18 protein-coding genes are annotated in these 17,246 nt (G+C 70.1%); 14 read left to right on the forward strand and 4 right to left on the reverse strand.

What is annotated here, in order from left to right; all coding sequences use genetic code 11:
• The 4 genes from ADL15_RS40275 to ADL15_RS40290 form a co-directional block, all read right to left on the reverse strand.
• A partial coding sequence (locus tag ADL15_RS40275) for an ABC transporter substrate-binding protein (protein WP_157441907.1) occupies positions 1-219 on the reverse strand: 219 nt, incomplete at its 3' end.
• A 57-nt stretch (positions 220-276) separates the two neighbouring features.
• Positions 277-1,137 (reverse strand): shikimate dehydrogenase, encoded by an 861-nt coding sequence (locus tag ADL15_RS40280; protein WP_067703277.1) that lies wholly within the window; start codon positions 1,135-1,137, stop codon positions 277-279.
• 166 nt (positions 1,138-1,303) lie between these two features.
• The gene (locus ADL15_RS40285; RefSeq protein ID WP_067703282.1) at positions 1,304-1,855 is read right to left on the reverse strand and encodes a cysteine hydrolase family protein; all 552 of its coding nucleotides are present in this window, start codon (positions 1,853-1,855) and stop codon (positions 1,304-1,306) included.
• Positions 1,856-1,907: 52 nt separating this feature from the next.
• Positions 1,908-2,930, reverse strand: coding sequence for a zinc-dependent alcohol dehydrogenase (locus ADL15_RS40290; protein WP_067703288.1), 1,023 nt, complete (start codon positions 2,928-2,930; stop codon positions 1,908-1,910).
• Between the two features lie 73 nt (positions 2,931-3,003).
• Between ADL15_RS40290 and ADL15_RS40295 the strand changes: the two genes are divergently transcribed.
• From ADL15_RS40295 to ADL15_RS40350, 14 genes are all read left to right on the forward strand, one after another.
• Positions 3,004-3,648, forward strand: a complete 645-nt coding sequence (locus ADL15_RS40295) for a TetR/AcrR family transcriptional regulator (protein WP_067703291.1) — start codon at positions 3,004-3,006, stop codon at positions 3,646-3,648.
• 31 nt (positions 3,649-3,679) lie between these two features.
• On the forward strand, positions 3,680-4,741 hold the full coding sequence (locus ADL15_RS40300) for an alanine racemase (RefSeq protein WP_067703293.1): 1,062 nt from the start codon (positions 3,680-3,682) through the stop codon (positions 4,739-4,741).
• An 824-nt stretch (positions 4,742-5,565) separates the two neighbouring features.
• Positions 5,566-5,934: a hypothetical protein gene (locus ADL15_RS40305; RefSeq protein ID WP_067703296.1), complete on the forward strand. Its 369-nt coding sequence runs from the start codon at positions 5,566-5,568 to the stop codon at positions 5,932-5,934.
• 81 nt (positions 5,935-6,015) lie between these two features.
• The gene (locus ADL15_RS40310) at positions 6,016-8,133 is read left to right on the forward strand and encodes an ATP-binding protein (RefSeq protein WP_067703299.1); all 2,118 of its coding nucleotides are present in this window, start codon (positions 6,016-6,018) and stop codon (positions 8,131-8,133) included.
• A gap of 2 nt (positions 8,134-8,135) precedes the next feature.
• Complete coding sequence (locus ADL15_RS40315; RefSeq protein WP_067703302.1) at positions 8,136-9,569, forward strand: hypothetical protein; 1,434 nt, start codon at positions 8,136-8,138, stop codon at positions 9,567-9,569.
• Positions 9,570-9,614: 45 nt separating this feature from the next.
• A complete protein-coding gene (locus ADL15_RS40320; RefSeq protein WP_067703307.1) occupies positions 9,615-10,253 on the forward strand; it encodes a DUF4255 domain-containing protein in 639 nt (212 codons plus the stop codon).
• Entirely contained in the window at positions 10,250-12,436 is a 2,187-nt protein-coding gene (locus ADL15_RS40325; protein ID WP_067703310.1) for a phage tail sheath family protein, read from the forward strand. The genes ADL15_RS40320 and ADL15_RS40325 overlap by 4 nt, the downstream gene beginning before the upstream one ends.
• A 30-nt stretch (positions 12,437-12,466) precedes the next feature.
• A complete protein-coding gene (locus ADL15_RS40330; protein WP_067703313.1) occupies positions 12,467-12,928 on the forward strand; it encodes a phage tail protein in 462 nt (153 codons plus the stop codon).
• A 14-nt stretch (positions 12,929-12,942) separates the two neighbouring features.
• Complete coding sequence (locus ADL15_RS40335) at positions 12,943-13,722, forward strand: T4 family baseplate hub assembly chaperone (protein WP_067703317.1); 780 nt, start codon at positions 12,943-12,945, stop codon at positions 13,720-13,722.
• Positions 13,723-13,733: 11 nt separating this feature from the next.
• On the forward strand, positions 13,734-13,904 hold the full coding sequence (locus tag ADL15_RS54690; RefSeq protein ID WP_198171222.1) for a hypothetical protein: 171 nt from the start codon (positions 13,734-13,736) through the stop codon (positions 13,902-13,904).
• Positions 13,905-13,954: 50 nt separating this feature from the next.
• Positions 13,955-15,190, forward strand: a complete 1,236-nt coding sequence (locus ADL15_RS53585) for a hypothetical protein (protein WP_157441909.1) — start codon at positions 13,955-13,957, stop codon at positions 15,188-15,190.
• Between the two features lie 27 nt (positions 15,191-15,217).
• Positions 15,218-15,802 carry a CIS tube protein gene (locus tag ADL15_RS40340; protein ID WP_198171223.1) on the forward strand — a complete coding sequence of 195 codons (585 nt, stop codon included), beginning with the start codon at positions 15,218-15,220 and terminating at the stop codon, positions 15,800-15,802.
• Between the two features lie 11 nt (positions 15,803-15,813).
• The gene (locus tag ADL15_RS40345; protein WP_157441910.1) at positions 15,814-16,104 is read left to right on the forward strand and encodes a hypothetical protein; all 291 of its coding nucleotides are present in this window, start codon (positions 15,814-15,816) and stop codon (positions 16,102-16,104) included.
• Positions 16,105-16,113: 9 nt separating this feature from the next.
• Entirely contained in the window at positions 16,114-17,244 is a 1,131-nt protein-coding gene (locus ADL15_RS40350) for a phage late control D family protein (protein WP_067703326.1), read from the forward strand.
• Positions 17,245-17,246: the final 2 nt, after the last annotated feature.

Raw genomic sequence — 17,246 nt, forward strand, 5'->3', positions numbered from 1 at the left:
GCCGTTGATGCCACCCGCGGCGTTCCACTCGTCGACGGCCAGCCGGGCGCCCTTGAGCTCCCAGGCGCCCAGCGAGCTGAGCTGCCCGCTCTGCGCGTCGACTACAGCGATCTTGATGGGGCCGGTGCCGTCGCCGGTGGACTTCTCGTCGGCGCCGGGCGCGCTGCACCCGGCAGCGAGGACGACAACGGCAAGGGCAAGGACGGAAGGGCGTTTCATGGCGTCTCACCTCAATCAAACGAAGGACCTGCGAGCGGTCGGGAACGGCGGTGTGCTTCACATCTGCGAGAGGTCCGCGAGCTGGCGGAAGTCGGTGAACATCCGCTCCTCGTCCGGGCGGCGGCCGGTGAAGAGCTGGAACGATGCGGCCGCCTGGTGGACGACCATGCCGCCGCCGTCGGCGATCCGGCAGCCGCGTTCCTTGGCCGCCCGGATCAGCGGGGTCAGCAACGGCCGGTAGATGACGTCGGCGACCCACAGGCCCGGGTGCAGGTGACCGGGATCGATCGGGGTGCCGGGATGGCCTTCCATGCCGATCGGGGTGGCGTTGACCAGGCCGTCGGCGGTGGCGAGCCGGTCCGGCACCGCGTGCAGGGGTACCGGCTCGACCGTCGTACCGGGGTGGACGGCCATGGTCCGGGCCAGGCGGCCGGCCCGGTCCGGGTCGACGTCGGCGACGATCAGCCACCGGGTGCCCGCGGCGGCCAGGGCGGAGGCCACCGCCGCTCCGGCACCACCGGCGCCGAGCAGCACGACCCGTTCGGTGCTGACGCCGGGCAGGGCTCGGGCCAGGCCGGTGGCGAAGCCGTACCGATCGGTGTTGTGCCCGATGGTCCGGCCGGGCTCGAACAGCACCGTGTTCACGGCGCCGAGCTCGGCGGCCTCCGGGGCGAGGACGTCGAGGTGCTGGACGACGTCCTGCTTGGCCGGGTGGGTGATGTTGAGCCCCCGGAAGCCGAGGCGGCGGGCTGCGCTGAGCAGCTCACCGATGTCTCCGGCCCGGGAGTCCAGGTCGATGAGCTGGTAGAAGTAGCGCAGACCCTGCCGATCCGCCTCGCGCTCGTGCAGCGCCGGGCTCATCGAGGAGCCGATGCCGCTCCCGATCAGGCCCACCAGAAATCGATCGTCCCGGGCCACCAGCCAGCCTCCCGCACTTTGTACGAACCAGTACGTTAGTTATCGGCGCAGGAGGATCCGATGTCAAGAGAGAGACGCTTATGGATCACCGGCGCCGCGGAGGCGGCGCCGGTGATCGCCGGTCAGAGCCGGCGTTTCAGGGTTCGGCGTTTCAGGGTTCGGCGCTTCAGAGCCCGGCGACCCACTCGGCCGAGGTCACCACGTCGGCCTGCATCGGGAAGACCTTCTCGGTCAGCACCCGGTGCACCTCCGCATCGCTGTCCAGGCAGCCGTCGGCGAGCACGGTGAGCCCGAAGTCCAGGTCGGCGGCCTGCCGCAGGGTCGACAGCACCACGCCACTGGTCGCGATGCCGGTGAGCACCAGGTTGTCGAAACCGCCGGCCCGCAGCACCATCTCCAGGTCGCTGCCGGCGAACCCGCTGACCCGGCGCTTGACCACGACGATGTCGCCGGGCTCGGGCACGACGTCCGGGTGGACCTGCATCCCCTCCTCGGCGGCGGGGTGGGCGGGCGCGCCGGCGAGCCGGCCGAACATCCGGTTACGCGGGCTGATCTCCGGGCCACCGGGGCGGAACCCGACGCTCACGTAGATCACCGGGACGCCGGCGCCACGGGCGGCGTCGATCGTGGAGCGCAGGCGCGGGAGGTAGTCCGGGTCGGGGTAGCGGGCGACGACGGCGCGCTGCACGTCCATGACGAGAAGAGCACTTGCGGACATGGTGATGCCTCTCAGAAGACCGGTCCTTTCACAAGACCGGGAAGGTGACGACTCAGGCGGCCGGGAAGGTGACAACGACTTTGTCCGCCGCGCCGGGCGTGGCGGCCAACTCCAGGGCCCGCTGCACCTCCGTGAACGGCACCGGGTCGCTGACGATCAGCGCGTAGCGCTCCCAGTGCGCCACGAGATCCTCGGTGACCTCGAAGATCTCGGTCGGATAGCCCATCGCGAACGCGATGGTCAGCTCGCTGGTCAGCAGCGCGCCGAAGTCCACGCTGATCGGCTTCTTGTGCACGGCGACGACGCTGAGCCGCGCACCGTGCTTCGCCGTGGCCAGCACCGTCTCGATCACCGCCGGCACCCCGGCCGCGTCCAGGTACAGATCGGTGCCGGGCTTGCCGCCGCGGCTGAAGTGCCGGGGCGCCTCGCCGTGCAGCTCACGCAGCCGCTCGGCGACGTCCTCCTCGGCCGAGTTGATCACCGCGTCCGCGCCGACCCGCAGCGCCTTGGCCAGCCGGTTCGCGACCACGTCCACGACCACCACGTGCGTGATACCGCGCAGTTTGAGGACGATCGTCGCACCCAGCCCGATCGGGCCGGCGCCGAACACGACAGCGGTCTGCCCGGCCTGCGGTTCGAGCCGGTTCACCGCGTGCGAGGCGACCGCCATCGGTTCGTTGAGCGCGGCCACCTCGAACGGGATGTGCTTCGGCACGGTGACCAGGTGACGGCCCACCTCGGCGTCCCTGATCAGCACGAAGTCGGAGAGCCCGCCCTGCGCGCCGCCGCTGCCGATGATGCCGTCGGAGGAGGCCATCGGGTTGAGCACCACGTGGTCACCGACCGCGATCCCGGTCACCGCCGCGCCGACCTGCGCGACCTCGCCGGCCGGCTCGTGGCCGAGCGGGGTGGCGCCCTGCCGGGGTGGGATGCCGCCGACCGCGATGTAGAGGCCGTCGGAGCCGCAGATGCCGCAGGCGCGGATCCGGACCAGCACGTCGGCCGGGCCGACGGCGGGTTCCGGGACGTCCACCACGGCGGTCTGCCCCGGCGCGGTCACCATTACTGTTTTCATCGCTACCTCGCTTTCCGGGGGCATCGTAAGTCACGTGACTTACACTTTCCAGGGAGAGGACCAAGGAGAACGGATGAACCCCGCCGAACCCGCCCGGACCGCCCTGCTCGACGCGGCGGAACGGCTCTTCGCCCTGGCCGGCATCGCGCAGGTCTCCGACCGCCGGGTCGCCGACGAGGCCGGCAACACCAACCACTCCGCGGTGCGGTACTACTTCGGCGGCCGTGACGGGCTACTGCGCGCGCTGCTGCTGCGGCACACCACCGAGTTGGACGCGCCGCGCGCCGCGATGTTCGCGTACTCCGACTCGGTGCTCGGCGACATCCGCAGCCTGGTCATGCCGACCATGACCGTTCTCGATCAGCTGCCCCGGCCGTCCTGGCGCGCCCGGTTCCTCAGCCAGGCCCTGAACGACCCCGGCATCCGCGCGCTGGTGGCCGAGACCACCGACGCGGCATCGGCCACCATGCTGATCCGGCAGTCGCTCTGCGCCCGCCTCGAGCACCTGGACCGTGCCGTGGTGACCGCCCGGGCCAGCCTGATCACCCGGATCATGGTGACCGCCGCGGCCGAGGTGGAGACCCGCGCCGAGCGCGACGGGCAGGACCCGCGCTGGGCCTCGGTCGGCGACTTCCTCTGCGACGCCATCGCCGGCATGCTGCTCGCCCCGATCACCCGTCCCGGCGACCCGAACCCGCTCACCGCTGTCGCGACATGATCAGTATCTGACAACCACTCAGGAGGCGGCCTTGCTCGCGGATCTGCCCACGCCCTACGTCACCGTCGACGCCGACGTGCTCGATCGCAACCTGCGCGCGATGGCCGGTCACGCCGCCACGCTCGGGCTCACGCTGCGCCCGCACGCCAAGACGCACAAGTGCGTGCAGATCGCCCGCCGGCAGGTCGAGCTCGGCGCGGGTGGATTGACCGTGGCCACCGTGCGGGAGGCCGAGATCTTCGCCGACGCGGGACTGACCGACCTGTTCATCGCGTACCCCATCTGGCCATCGGCCCAGCTCACCGCGCGCCTGCGGGATCTCGCGAGCCGAGCGGACCTGAAGGTTGGCGTCGATTCCGCGACGAGCGCGGAAGCCCTGGCCCGCGCGGTCCCCGGGTTGCAGGTGCTGGTGGAGGTCGATAGCGGACATCATCGCAGCGGCGTGGCACCCGAGGCCGCTGCCGACCTCGCGGTCGCTGCCGACAAGACCGGTTTACTCGTACGCGGGGTCTTCACGTTCCCGGGTCACGCCTACGGCCCGGGTCGCCAGCAGCGCGCCGCCGACGACGAGGCGACCGCCCTGACCACCGCGGCCGCCGTGGTCCGCGCCGCCGGCCTGGACGCGGGCGTCCGCAGCGGCGGCTCCACCCCGACCGCCGCGCTGACCACCGCGGGCCCGCTCACCGAGCTACGCCCCGGCGTGTATGTCTTCGGCGACGCCCAGCAGGCCGAACTCGGCTCGTGCGGCTGGGATTCGGTGGCGCTGACCGTCACGTCCACAGTCGTCAGCCGAAATGGTCCGCGGATCATCCTGGACGCGGGCAGCAAGGTCCTCGGCGCCGACCAGCAGTCCTGGGCGACCGGTGCCGGCCGGCTGCTGGACCACTTGGACGCCCGGATCGTGGCTCTTTCGGAGCACCACGCCACGGTCATCTTCCCTGATGGCGCTCCCCTCCCGAAACTCGGCGACACCGTGCAGGTGGTCCCCAACCACGTCTGCGCCACCGTCAACCTCGCCGACGAACTGTTCGTGGTCTCCGCCGGCGAGCTGACGGACCGCTGGCCGGTAGCCGCCCGCGGCGCCAACACCTAGCTTGGACAACCACCACCTGGACATCCGTGATCGACGCGGCGGTGCCGCTCGCCGAAGCCGGGGTGCTCGCCGCGCTCACCCGCACCCTGCGCTGGTGTCCCACCTACCAGACCTGTGCCCGCATGAACTCCTGCTCGGCATGCGTGTGGGTGGTCGGTGCCGTTGAGCGCGAGGTGGCGCAGCGTAGCGAACTCCGCTTCGATTCCAGGTCAGCCCGGAGCCGCAAGGAGCCGGACGGGCTTGCCCAGCGGTCTCCAGGCTTTCCTCGGCCCCGGCCCCGGCCCCAGCCCCGGCCTCGGCCTCGGCTGCAGGTTGAGCGGTCTGAAACTTGTCGGCGCAGACGACCCTGCCGCCGACGGGCGGCTGGTCGTAGAGATCGAGAATCCGGCGCATCGATCAGGTAGTCACGCGGCTTTGACAGCGACCAGCAGGAGAACGCCGGCCCAGGAATCGGGGTATCACACCGGCCGATCACGCAGATCCTGTCACGGGCCAACGGCACCCCGGCACGCCCAGGCACCGAGCGACCGGTTCACCGAACGGCCGGGCGGCTGACGGCGGCCACGCTGGGGTTTCTAAAACGGCTGAGCGCCCCTCGAGGCACTCGTGGTGCTGGTCATGATTCCAGCGCTTGTGCCGGGGCACCGCCAAGCGCCGCGTCCGCAGTGGTGAGCCTGAGCCGGAACCGGGGCCGAAGTCCCGCGCCTCGGGATGATTCGTCCCGTTTGGGCGAGCATGTTGGCGGGCCCAATGCCTCTTGTTCGAGAGGCTCCGCATTTGTTGACTAATGGTGAATGCCTCGATTGCGTCAGGAGGTGGAACCCATGAACAAATCCAAGATCTTCAGTGGTCCGCCAGCAAACAAGGTCGCCGCTTCGACGCTTGCGATCGCCATTTCTACCCTGTTCTGGACCGTTGCCGCTCACACGTTCTGGAAGAGTTTGAGCGCGGAAGACCTGGCCACTTTCGTGACCGCGTCCACTGTTATCGTCACCGCGGTCGTCGGCTACCTGGTCCCGGAGTCGCAGGAGTTTGCCAAGCACACCGTCGCCCGCGCGGCGATTCCTCCCGCTCCTGCACCGAGCGAGGTGGCCCGCATAGAAGCGCGGCTTACCGACCTGGAACAGGGCACCCGGGCCCTGGGCGAAGATGTGACCCGGCTCGCGGTGCACGGCACCAAGGCGCCGCAGTAGCAATTGTGCACTCGGCCCCGGCGCCGCGATCGACCGGCGCCGGGCGCCGACCCGACCGGTAGGGAGACGTCGTTGAGCCCCATGCCTTCCGCGCTCCACCGAGAGCTGGCCTGGCTGCAACTGCGCGTGGCCGCCGAGATAACGCGTACAGGCCAGCCCGACGCCGGCCCGGCATGCATCGAGGAAGACCTGCGGCGACAGCTCCTGGCACAACTGACCGGCGAACTGGACGCTCCGCTGAGCCGGCAGGCGCTTCTGATCCGGGCCGACGACGTACATCGGACCAGCCTCGGTGTGCCCGCCGCCGACCCGGCGGACGGCCTCGGCCAGTTGGCCGCGACGTTCGCCCTCGACGAGCGGGAGCGCGATCTGCTCGTCGTCGCCGCCGCACCCGAACTCGACTCGCGATTCGGCTACCTCTACGGCGTCGTGCTCGGCGACCCCGCACGCCGGGCCGCCTCTCTCGAGCTCGCGCAGCGACTACTCGCCGCGGACGGCGACGAGGAATGGGAGCTGCGCGACCGCCTGGACCCGCACGCGCGCCTTCGACGCTCCGGGCTGGTGCGCGCCGACGGCGCCGGTCCTTTCCCGTTCCGCCCGCTGCGCATGCCGGAGAACATCGTCCACCAACTCGCCACCGGGCAGGCGGACCTCGACACCGCGCTCTCAGGCTGTGCCTGGTTGGATCCACCAGCAACGACCGACCTGGAAGCGCTCGATTCCGCAGCGGTCGACACCCTGCGCCGTGCGGCCGCGCTCTGGTCGGCCACCGAACCCGGCAAGCGGCCGGTGATACAGATCAACGCGCCCCGCGGTGCGGCCCTCGACGAGGCGCTGGCCGCGCTCAGCGACCTCACCGGCCGGCCACGCATCTCCCTCGACCTGGCATGCGCGATCAACGATCCGCTCCGGCCCGAGGAGATTGCAGCCGTCGTAAGCCGTGACGCTCGGGCGTGCCAGGCCATTCTCGTGTTGATCAGTGGCGAGCCGGGGCCGTCCGCAGAGGTCCCGGACGTCATGCTGAGCCGGCTCGCCGAGGCGCCGAGTGTGCCTACCGTACTTGTTCGCCGCGCCGGCCCCTCCCTGCCGCGGCCGCCGCTTGCCGTATGTATCGATCTTGAGCCTGCGACCACGGCCGTTCGGTTCCGGTTGTGGCGCTCGGCGCTGGATGCCGCCGCCATCCCGGCGGACGCCCGCACCGTTCGCGACCTCGCGGCCACCTTTGTGCTCGACCCCGCGCAGCTGGCCAACGCCGCTGAACGCGCGGCCGTCCAGCGCCGATTGCACCCGCAAGACCGCACCCTCACGACCCTGCGCGCCGCCGCCGCATCCGGGTCGGCGCACAACCTGGATACGGTGGGCCGGCGGATCACACCAGCCGCCGGCTGGCCCGACCTGGTGGTTCCTGCTCCGGTCCGGACGCAACTGCAGGAACTCGCGGCTGCGGCCCGGGGCAGGCGGCTGGTCCTCGACGAGTGGGGACTGAGTCGGCGGGTACGAGCCCGCGGCGTCACCGCGCTGTTCACCGGAGGCTCCGGCACGGGCAAGACGACGGCTGCCGAAGTGCTCGCCGCCGACCTCGGCATCGACCTGTATGTGATCGACCTCGCCACGGTGATCTCCAAATGGATCGGTGAGACCGAGAAGAACCTGCGGCGCGTGTTCAGCGCTGCCGATTCGGCGAATGCGGTGCTGCTCTTCGACGAAGCGGATGCGCTCTTCGGTCGCCGGTCGGAGATCAAGGACGCCCACGACCGGTACGCCAACACGGAAGTCGCCTACCTGCTTCAGCTCATGGACACCGTCGACGGAGTCACGATCCTGGCTACGAACCTCGCCACGAACCTGGATCCGGCGTTCCTGCGGCGCCTGCAGTTCGCCGTCGACTTCCCGCCGCCCGATGCACACCTGCGGAGAAAGCTGTGGCAGCTGGCGCTCCCGGCCACTGTGCCCGCTCGCGACCTCGACCTTGACTTCGCCGCACAACACTTCGAGCTCACCGGTGGAGACATTCGCAACGCCGCGTTGCACGCCGCATCACTGGCCGCAGCCGACGGCGCCGTGGTCACCATGCCGCTGTTGGTGAGATCGGTCGTACGGGAATACCAGAAACGGCACCGGGTGCCGCCGCCGGCCGACTTCGGCCCTTGGCAGGACGAGGTCGCGCGGCTGTCCACCGGCGATCCGGTGGGGGTCTGATCATGGCCGAGACCGTGTATCAAGAAACGGAAGAAGACCTTCGGCGGCACCAGGGGCCGACGCTGCTGCCGGTCGTGGCGGAGGCAGATGTTCCCGAACAGCCCGAGGAGTCCTCGGCGGCGCTGGTGCCGCCCGCATTTCAGGCGAGCCTGCCGTCATCGACCGGGGTGACGCCCCGTAAACCTGCTACGCCGTCCGAGGCTGCCGCGAAGCCCCGCTCCAATCCGGCACACGGGGTGATCCATGCGGCCGGCACACCCATCGACCGCCCTTGGGTGCCAACGGCGCTCCTCGGCGACATTCAGAATCGCAAGGTCGGGCCGGGAGTGTATGTGGTGCCTTATACGTGGCCGCAGGGATGGCAGGCTCAGCAGATCGTGGATGTCGGCACCGGCGGCGACTATCGAGCAGTGCGTTTCTACCGTCTCTACCCGGAGGACCTCGCATTCTGGCTTCAGCAAGCAAATGGGGACACCGGCCTGGCGAAGGAGTTGCAGGAGAAATGGGTTAGGCGCAACAAGGATATGCTCCACTACATCGTGGGCCTGCGCGTTCCGGCGGAGTTCGCCGAGGCCGAGTTGCAGCGGATCGACGACGAGATCTACCGAGCGAAGGCTGGGGCCTTCGGCACCGTGCTGGGCCTGGGGGCGGCGATAAGCTCGGTCGGCGCGATGGCCACTCGCGGCGCTGCCCGCCAGCCGGCGAACGCGGGCTCGCCGGCGCACACCGGCGCACCGCAGGAGAAGGCCGTCGCCGGCGCGGCGAGCCAGGAGACACCGGATCGGACGCGTTTCCTGTCGGATCTGGCCGCGAAGGTGTCCTCCTGGTTCCGGGGCTCGAAACCGCCGGCACCGAGCCACCCAGTAACTCCCGCGAAGGCGCCGTCCAGCAGCATCGGGAAGCTTTTCTACAAGCCGACGATACGTTCCGATCCAACGATGGCGGCGGGCCGCGGCGAAACCGACCCCCTTGGCAACGTCGTATATTCGAGCCAAGGCACGGCGACGGACGTGAACCTTGTAAAGAACCATGAAATTGTCCATTCGATCCTTTCTCCGAAACTCCGTTTCCTGCAGAATTTCCGCGCGGAGGTCAGATCAAGGCTGTACGGAATTCCAAATTTTGATCTCACGGCCGGGCAACCGAAGACGGGTTCGAGTCTGCTGCGATATCTGGAGGAGGCAATCGCCGAAAGCTACGCCCAGTTGCACGAATTTGGAATCCGCGGGCTCCCAGCAGGTATTCGTTTCCCCATCGAGAATGGTTATGTAGAGCTCTTGGATGTGGTGACGGAGGCCGCGATCGGGACCATCGTCTACGGCGGCGTGACGTACGGGGTCTACCTCCACGCGAGCGAGCCGGCCCAGCCAGGCCAGTCGATACGGCAAGAGCAGACGAGACCTTCCGCCGACACAAGCGCAGCGCGAGCTCCGTAGCGAGCCGCCCACCACGCCATACCTTTCACTGATCGCGAGAAACCTGTGATCAAGGACCTGGATACGACCATCGCGACGCTCCTGCACGGGCCGGCGGCCGGACCGGAACTGTCCCACGCGGCGATCACGTTCGAGCTGCCCGACCGCGCCTGGCTTCAGCGCCTTGCCGACGACCTGACTGTCAACTGCTATCTGCACGCGGTTGCCGAGAACCTGGATCTGCGCACGGCTGAACCACTGCTGCAGAGATCCGGCGACGGACAGCTGGCGACCTGGCGTGAGCCGCCGGCGCACCTCGACTGCACCTACGCGGTAACCGCGTGGAGCCGCGCCGAAGACGGCACGCTCGACGAGCATCGCCTCCTGAGCCAGGTCGTACGCGTCCTCTTACGTCATCGGGAATTTCCGCGAGACGCCTTGGCCGGCGCGCTCGTCCATCAGCCGCTGCACTCTCCCACCGGAAACCTGGGCCGCGACGGTGTGGCGACCCGGCCGGAGTTCTGGTCGGCGCTGGAGCAGCGGCCCCGGCCGGTCCTGGTGTACGTGGTGACGCTTGCCGTGTTCGTCAACGAGCCAGGTGAGCCCGTCCCCACCGTGGCCAGCCTGGATCACCTTTCCGTCGGCGGCGACGTTCGCTATCCGCCGGTTTCGGAACACTTCTCCGCTGAGGAGGTTGTCCCATGAGTCTGAACCTGGGTATCAACGTCATCGAGACCGACGGGCGTGCGGTGCCCAGCATCGAGCCTGCGCCTACCTCGGTGGCGGGTTTCATCGTCCGTACCCAGCGTGGCGTTCTGCGGGATCAGCCGGTCATGGTGACTAGCTGGCGGCAGTTCCAAGAACAATTCGGCGGCTACGTGCCCGGCGCGTATGGCGCCTACGCCGTGCGGGGCTTTTTCGACAACGGCGGCTCCACAGCGTGGATCACCCGCGTCACCAACGAGATCCCCGCCGCCGTCGCCGCGCACGTCGACTCGGCCAAAGGGCCGTGGGACCTCGGGGACAGCACGGAGGTGACCGTCAGCGCCGAGCAACTGCGCACCAGCGTCAAGGTGCTGTTCACCGGCACACCGGCAGTGCTCGACGGCGGTGCCGGTCCGTTCGACCTGCGGTCCCCGTCGGAGGGCCAGGACCAGACACTGGACTTGACAGTCAATGGACGCGACCTGACGTACCGATTCACTGCGGAGCATTTCGGGGACCTCGCCGCCGTCACCGTGGAGGCCGTGGCCGCCGCACTCAACCGCGATCTGCCCGGCATCCAGGCCTGGACCGATGCGCGTGGCCTGCACCTGCGCACCGACAGGCGCGGCAAGACGGCCGAGCTGGCGTCCGGCGGGACCGCGGCGGCCACGCTCGGCCTGTCCCCGGTCGCGAAAGCGAAGGACAACGTCGGCGACCTGGCACGAGTGGACGCCGCGGAAGCCGTCGAGGTGTTCTCGAGAGCGCTGGACCACACCGACTTGAGCGTCTTCGCCGACGATGGCCGCGTCGTGATCGCCCACCCCACGCCAGGCAGCACGCACACCCTTCAGGTGCAGGATGCGCAGCAACGGTTCGGCTTCGTCTCGCATGCCGGCTCCGACGGCACCGACGGCACCCAGGTGGCCAGGCCTTCCTGGCGGGCGTGGACGCTGGACGGGCAGACCGTGCTGACGGTCCGCGCAGGCTATCGCGGCGCCGCCGACCCGGGAAAATGGGGCTCCGCGCTGCGCGTCATCATCGGGCCGGCGAAGGCGGGCCCTGAGCTGCTCGATCTCGAGGTGCAGCGCCTGCGCCCCGGCATGCCGCCAAGCGACAGCGAGGCGTATGCGGCGGTCGAGACGTGGCCCGCGCTCAGCCCCGACCCCGCGGATCGGCGCTGGATCGAGCGCGTCCTCAACAATTCGTCGTCCGGTTCCCGCTTCATCACCGTGGCCTCGACCGCAGGCGTGACCGTACCCGTGCCGCCCGCTCCCGTCTCCCTCGACCTGGACCAAGGCGCGGACGACGCCTTCGCCACAGGCCGGACCGCCGCCGCGTACAAGAATGCGATGGACCGATTCGCCACGGTGCCGATCCAGCTTCTGTGCTGCCCCGAGTCCGATGACTCGCAGGTGATCGCGGCGGGCCTGGCGCACTGCGCGACGCAGGGGGACCGGATGTTCGTCGGGCACTCCGCGGCCGGTGACGACGCCACGGCGGCGCGTGCCTTCGCACAGGAGCAGCGGGCTGACAAGGTGTACGGCGCGCTCTACTTCCCGTGGATCATGGTGGCGGACCCGGGCAGCGGTGAGCCGATGCCAATTCCGCCGGACGGGCACGTGCTCGGGGTGTATGCGCGCACTGAGCGCGAGCGCGGCGTCTGGAAGGCCCCGGCCGGCAATGCCGCCCAGATCGTCGGAGCCCTGGGCGTCGCGGCCGAGCTAAGCGACGTCGACCATACGGATCTTGTGACCAACGCCAGCCTCAACGCCATCCGCTATCTGCCCGGCCTGGGCATCGTCATCGACAGCTCGCGCACGTTGAGCACGAACACCCTGTGGCGCTATGTCAGCGTGCGCCTGCTGTTCAACTTCGTGAAGTCCTCGTTGAGGACCGGTTTGCGCTGGACGGTGCAGGAGCCGATCACCGAAGCGCTCTGGCGCCGAGTGGAGCACAACACGGTCCGTCCGTTCCTCATGGGGCTGTGGCGCCGCGGCGCTTTCGGCCCCGGAACTCCGGAGCAGGTTTTCGACGTGAAGTGCGACGCCGAGAACAATCCCCCGGCCGACGTCCAGCAGGGCCGTCTGACGGTAGAGGTCTACTTCTATCCGTCTCGGCCCGCGGAGACCGTCGTGATCACCGTCGGCCAGCAGGAAGGTGGTGGCAGCGCCACCGAGAGCTGATTCGACACAAGGCGAGAAGGGAGATGGGCCATGCCGGACGTGGGATTCACCGAGGCCTATAGGACTCACGAGTTCGTCGTGGAGATCCAGGGGATCGAGAGCCCGGGCATCACCAAGGTGACCGGGTTGAGCGAGGGTGAGGTGGAAAGCATCGACCAACCCGACGGAGGCTCGAACATCACTCACAAGATCAACTCAGGGATCGTCAAGTTCTCCGACCTGACTCTCGAGCGGCACCTCGACGGCGGCGCCGGCGATCGCACGTTCCGGGCCTGGTGGGAACAGATGTTCAAGCTGGACGGCACCGGCGAGGGTTCTCGCGCACGCCGGGACGGGTCGGTCGTCGTGAAACGCGCGGGCGCGGAGGTACAGCGCTGGCAGTTCGAGGGCGCATGGGTCAAGTCGTCGAAGTTCAGCGACCTCGACGCCGGCGCGCCGGGCCTGCTCAAACAGACCATCGTGCTGGCCGTCGAACGCATGCACCGGGTATGACGACGGGGGGAGCAATGAGCACGATTCCCGCCCCGGCAGGTTCGCGGCCGCGGAGCTTCGCCGTCGATCTGCCGGTCGGCGTGCCGGCCGGTGACGCCCGCCGCCGTGACGCCGAGCTGCGCAAGATGTGCGGTTACGAAGAGGCGCTGCTCGGCGACGAGACGCTCGACGGCGTTCGGCTGGTGACCGAACTGCTGGCCGCCTGCACCTTGCGGCTCGGGGATGTGGAGCGGCCCGACCGTGCGATCATCGAGCGGCTGTTCGTGGCCGATCGGGACTATCTGCTGCTGGAGCTGCGGCGGATCAGCTACGGCGACGGGCTCTCGGCCGGCTACCCATGCCCGCGATGCGGCGTCGAGACAGTCGTCGAGGAAGACTTGGCGAGCCTGCCGGTCGACCGGCTGGCTCTCGACGCCCCGGTGCCGGCGCCGCGCGTCGAGCTCGAGGACGGATACCTGGACCGGCACGGCAACCGGCACACCACCGTCGTGCTGCGACTGCCGCGCGGCAGCGACGAGGCGTTCGTCTCCTTGGCGCTGCCCAACGGCCGCGCGCAGGCACAGGACGCGCTGATGCTGCGCTGCATCGAGACGTTCGGCTCGCTGTCTCGTGCCGACCTCGACGCGTTCGGCAGCAAGGTATTGCGTGAGCTGACAGTCGGGGACCGGGCCCGGCTGGTGGGCGCGCTGCGCGGTGGGCCCGGCGTGCGGTGGCAGCGGCAGGTTCCGTGCCTCGGGTGCGGGCAGACCGCGGCTCACACGCTCGACGTCTCGGATTTTTTTCCCAACGGCTAGGAGGCGACGCGTTGCTCCGGCGAGAGGTCTTCTACCTGGCCTACCACCTGCACTGGTCCTGGGCCGAGGCGATGGCGATGGAGGTGGGCGAACGCCGCGCGTACGTGCGGATGCTGGCCGCCCGCATCGATGAGGAGAACCGGGCGCTCGCGCACGGCTGGACTCATCAGGGGAGTCCATGATGGGCACAGCCGAGAGCACGGCTCGGCGCAGCGACTTCGCGGAGTTGTCGGTGTCGCTGCGGCTGCCTCGTCCGACCCCGCCGGCCGGTATCTTCTCACCGCTGGCCACGCTGGCCGGCCACGCCGCCCGTCCGCGTGTCTTCACCCTCGGCCTGAGCTTCGCCTGGCGCACACCGCAGCACGGCTGGTCCCCCTCCGGAGCGCGGCCACCGCGCGCCGCGGCCACCGAGGACGGCGGCCGCGATCGCGGCCACCAGCGTCGGCTTGCTGCCGCGGGAGGTCCCGAGCCCTCCGAGCCGCCGGGCTGGACGGCGCCGGCCGCTGACGGCAGGACGCCAACGGCGCCACCGGACGGAATCGGCCGCGAAAGGACGCCGCCGGCAACCCGCGCGCTCGGCGGCGATCGCCCCGCCACAGCGTCATGGAGCACGGCAGCCCACGTCGGGATGTCGGCGGCCAGGACATCTCAGGACGACACCACGGCAGCGACCGTCGCGGGGCGCGACCGGTCCGACGCCGCCACCGGAGACCGGCCGACCGCCCTCGGGCTTGAGCGGCCGGCCGCGGTCGAGCCATCGTTGGATACCGGCCTTCCGTTGAGGATCGTGCCGGTTCGGGACGGCCGCGGCGGGGATCAAGGTCGGCTGTACCCCGTCCATCGCTCCGCACCAGAATCGTGGCGCGCGGACGAGCGGCACGGCGCGCCTCCGCCTGCAGCCGTTCAGGGAAACCGTGCCGGTCCGGCCCCTCGCGAGGACCCCGGCAACGGCGCGCATCCGGACACGCCCGAGCGGCCGGGCACGGTGCTGTTCGCCCGGCTGGCAGCCGCCGGGATGACGACCGCTCCCCCGCGTGACCATGCTCGCGACGGCGACGTCCGCACCCCGGTGGCCCGCGGAAGGCACGGGCCCACGTCCGAGCGGTCCGGTCTGCGGCCGCCGCCGGTGTTTGCCGCGGCGGAGCCGGACCGGGCCGGCGCCGAGCGTTGGAGGTCCGGCTTCGCCGCGCGGAGCCTGCTTCCGGCCGGCTCGCCGGCGGCGTTTCCGGCCGCCCACCCACCGCCACAGCCGTCCCCGCCACGTGCAACGCGCCCAGAGCCGATCCCGGCGCCGCGCCCGGAATCGATCCTCGCGCCGAGCCCGGAGCCGATCCCGGCGCCCGCCGATCACCGGCGACCAGCGGATCGGCTCCCGGATCCACTCGACGACCGAACCGTACGCGAGCTGCGCGAGCGCCTGGCCGATCTGGGGCACGACGAGCGATTCCGCCGCGGCCGGCCCCGGTAGACCGGGCAGCGTGCGAAGGAGGACAGCATGCAGGAACGACAGACACTACGAGGCTTCCTGATGAGCATCGACATGCTCCCGCCGCTGGTGGTCCGCTTCGACTACAACCCTGAGTCGCTCCGCGATGACAAGGCGGTCAGCTACACGGACGCCCATCCTGGCGCCGGAATCCGCGCGCCGGGAAAGGTCTACGTCGGCGGCGGCGACCGCACCATCACCTTCACGCTGCATCTGCACGGCCTGGAAAAGGGACACAACCGCACCGTGCCTGGCCCGACCGACAACGGCGTGTCCACCGACCTGGCGGTGCTGCGTTCATTCCTGTATCCCCGAGAGGACGCGTGGGCGGTCGCGGCCCGGCGCAGCCCCGGACAAAGCATCGGCGAACCACCCCTGTGCCTGTTCGGCTTCGGCACGCGGCTGCTGCACTGCTGGGTCACCGGGCTGCAGATCACCGAGCAGCAGTTCAACAGCCGTCTGGCACCGGTGCGAGCCGAGGTGGTGGTCACCCTGATCGTCGTGGAGGAGGCCACCGACGCGCTGCACCGCCTCGACGTTCAGCACCGCGAGGCCCTCGCCGCGCTCGGCGCCGCAGGCCTGCCGCCGTGGTGAGGAGGTTCATCATGCCCGTAGGACCCCGATCTCGTTACGCCGGCTGCGACACCGTCATGGTGGACAGCCGCCCGAGCCTGACGACACGTCCCGGGCCGGTGGTCGATCGGGCGCTGACCGTGGCACACGTCCTGGTCGGCGACGAGACGTTCGAGCACCTGGCATGGGCTTATTACGGCCAATCGCAGCTGTGGTGGCTGATCGCCGACGCCAACGCCGGACGCCCACCGTGGGATTGGCGGCCCGGCGACGTCGTGCGCATACCGCCGCTGGCCGCGGTGGGTGCGATATCGCGGGAGTAAGGGGACGCCATGCTGGCCGACAACCAGTACTACCGGGTGGGCGTGCGCGGCGGCGCGGGCGTTGCCGACCTGTCCGCGCTGGTGACGGCGGTGGAGGTCGAGGAGGACGAGGCTCGTCCGAGCCGCTGCGCCCTGCGCCTGTCCGACCCGTTCGTCGCCCTCGCGGCGGCGCTACCCGAAGGCGTCGCCGTCGAGGTGGAGCTCGGCACCGCCGTCGCGCACATGGCGGTTTTTCGCGGACGTGTCCATCGGGTGGAGGAGATGTTCGCACCGGGCCGGATCGCTGAGCTCACGCTGTACGCCGACGACGCCCGGATGCGGCTGGGGTTGCGGCCGCGCAGCCGGCTGTGGTCGGACGTGACGCTGACCGAACTCGTCGCGCGCATCGCCCGTGATCACGGTCTCGGCGTCCTCGCCGCCGATGTGACCGCGGACGTCCGGTTCGGCGGGCCGGGTATTCGCCAACAGGACGAGACGGACCTGGCGTTCGTACTCCGGATAGCGGCCGAGCACGCCTGCCTGCTCACCCTGCTGCTCGGCCCGCAGGATGAGCGGCTCGGCCTGGTCGCCGAGGCCCGCCTGGGGCTCGACCCGCCGGTGACGACTCTGGTGCTGGCTGGCGACGGCGGCCTCCTGGTCACCGGTTTCCAGGCACGCTGCGACATCGCGCAGGTACGGCTTCCGGTGGAGCAGGGGGCCATGGACGGCGAGCAGGCCCGGTTCGTGCAGGTGCGCGAGCCGGCGCCGGCGGCCGTTGCCGCGCCCGCGCGGGTCGACACCGGCTGGGTGACGTTGCTCCGGCACTCTCCGGAGCAGGCGACGCTGGTGGAGCAGATGCTGCCGGAGGCGCCCGGCGCCGCGGGGCAACTGCTCGCCGACCTAGGTGTCGATGACGTGGCCGCCGCAGAGCCTTTCGCCCCCGCCGACGCTCTGACCAGCCGGGTCCGCAATCGCTCCGCGCGATTCTGCGGCGGCATGCGCGCCAGCGGCAGCACCGTCGGTGAGCCACGGCTGCGGCCGCTGACCACGGTGAACGTCGAGGGGGCGGGCGCCCGTTTCTCCGGCATCTGGCTCGTCTCGCGGGTCCGGCACGTGATGGACAGCGCGGGCTACCGCACCGAGTTCGTCTTGCGGAGGTGAAC

It is taken from the genome of Actinoplanes awajinensis subsp. mycoplanecinus, assembly GCF_001509495.1.
Classification (GTDB): domain Bacteria; phylum Actinomycetota; class Actinomycetes; order Mycobacteriales; family Micromonosporaceae; genus Actinoplanes; species Actinoplanes palleronii.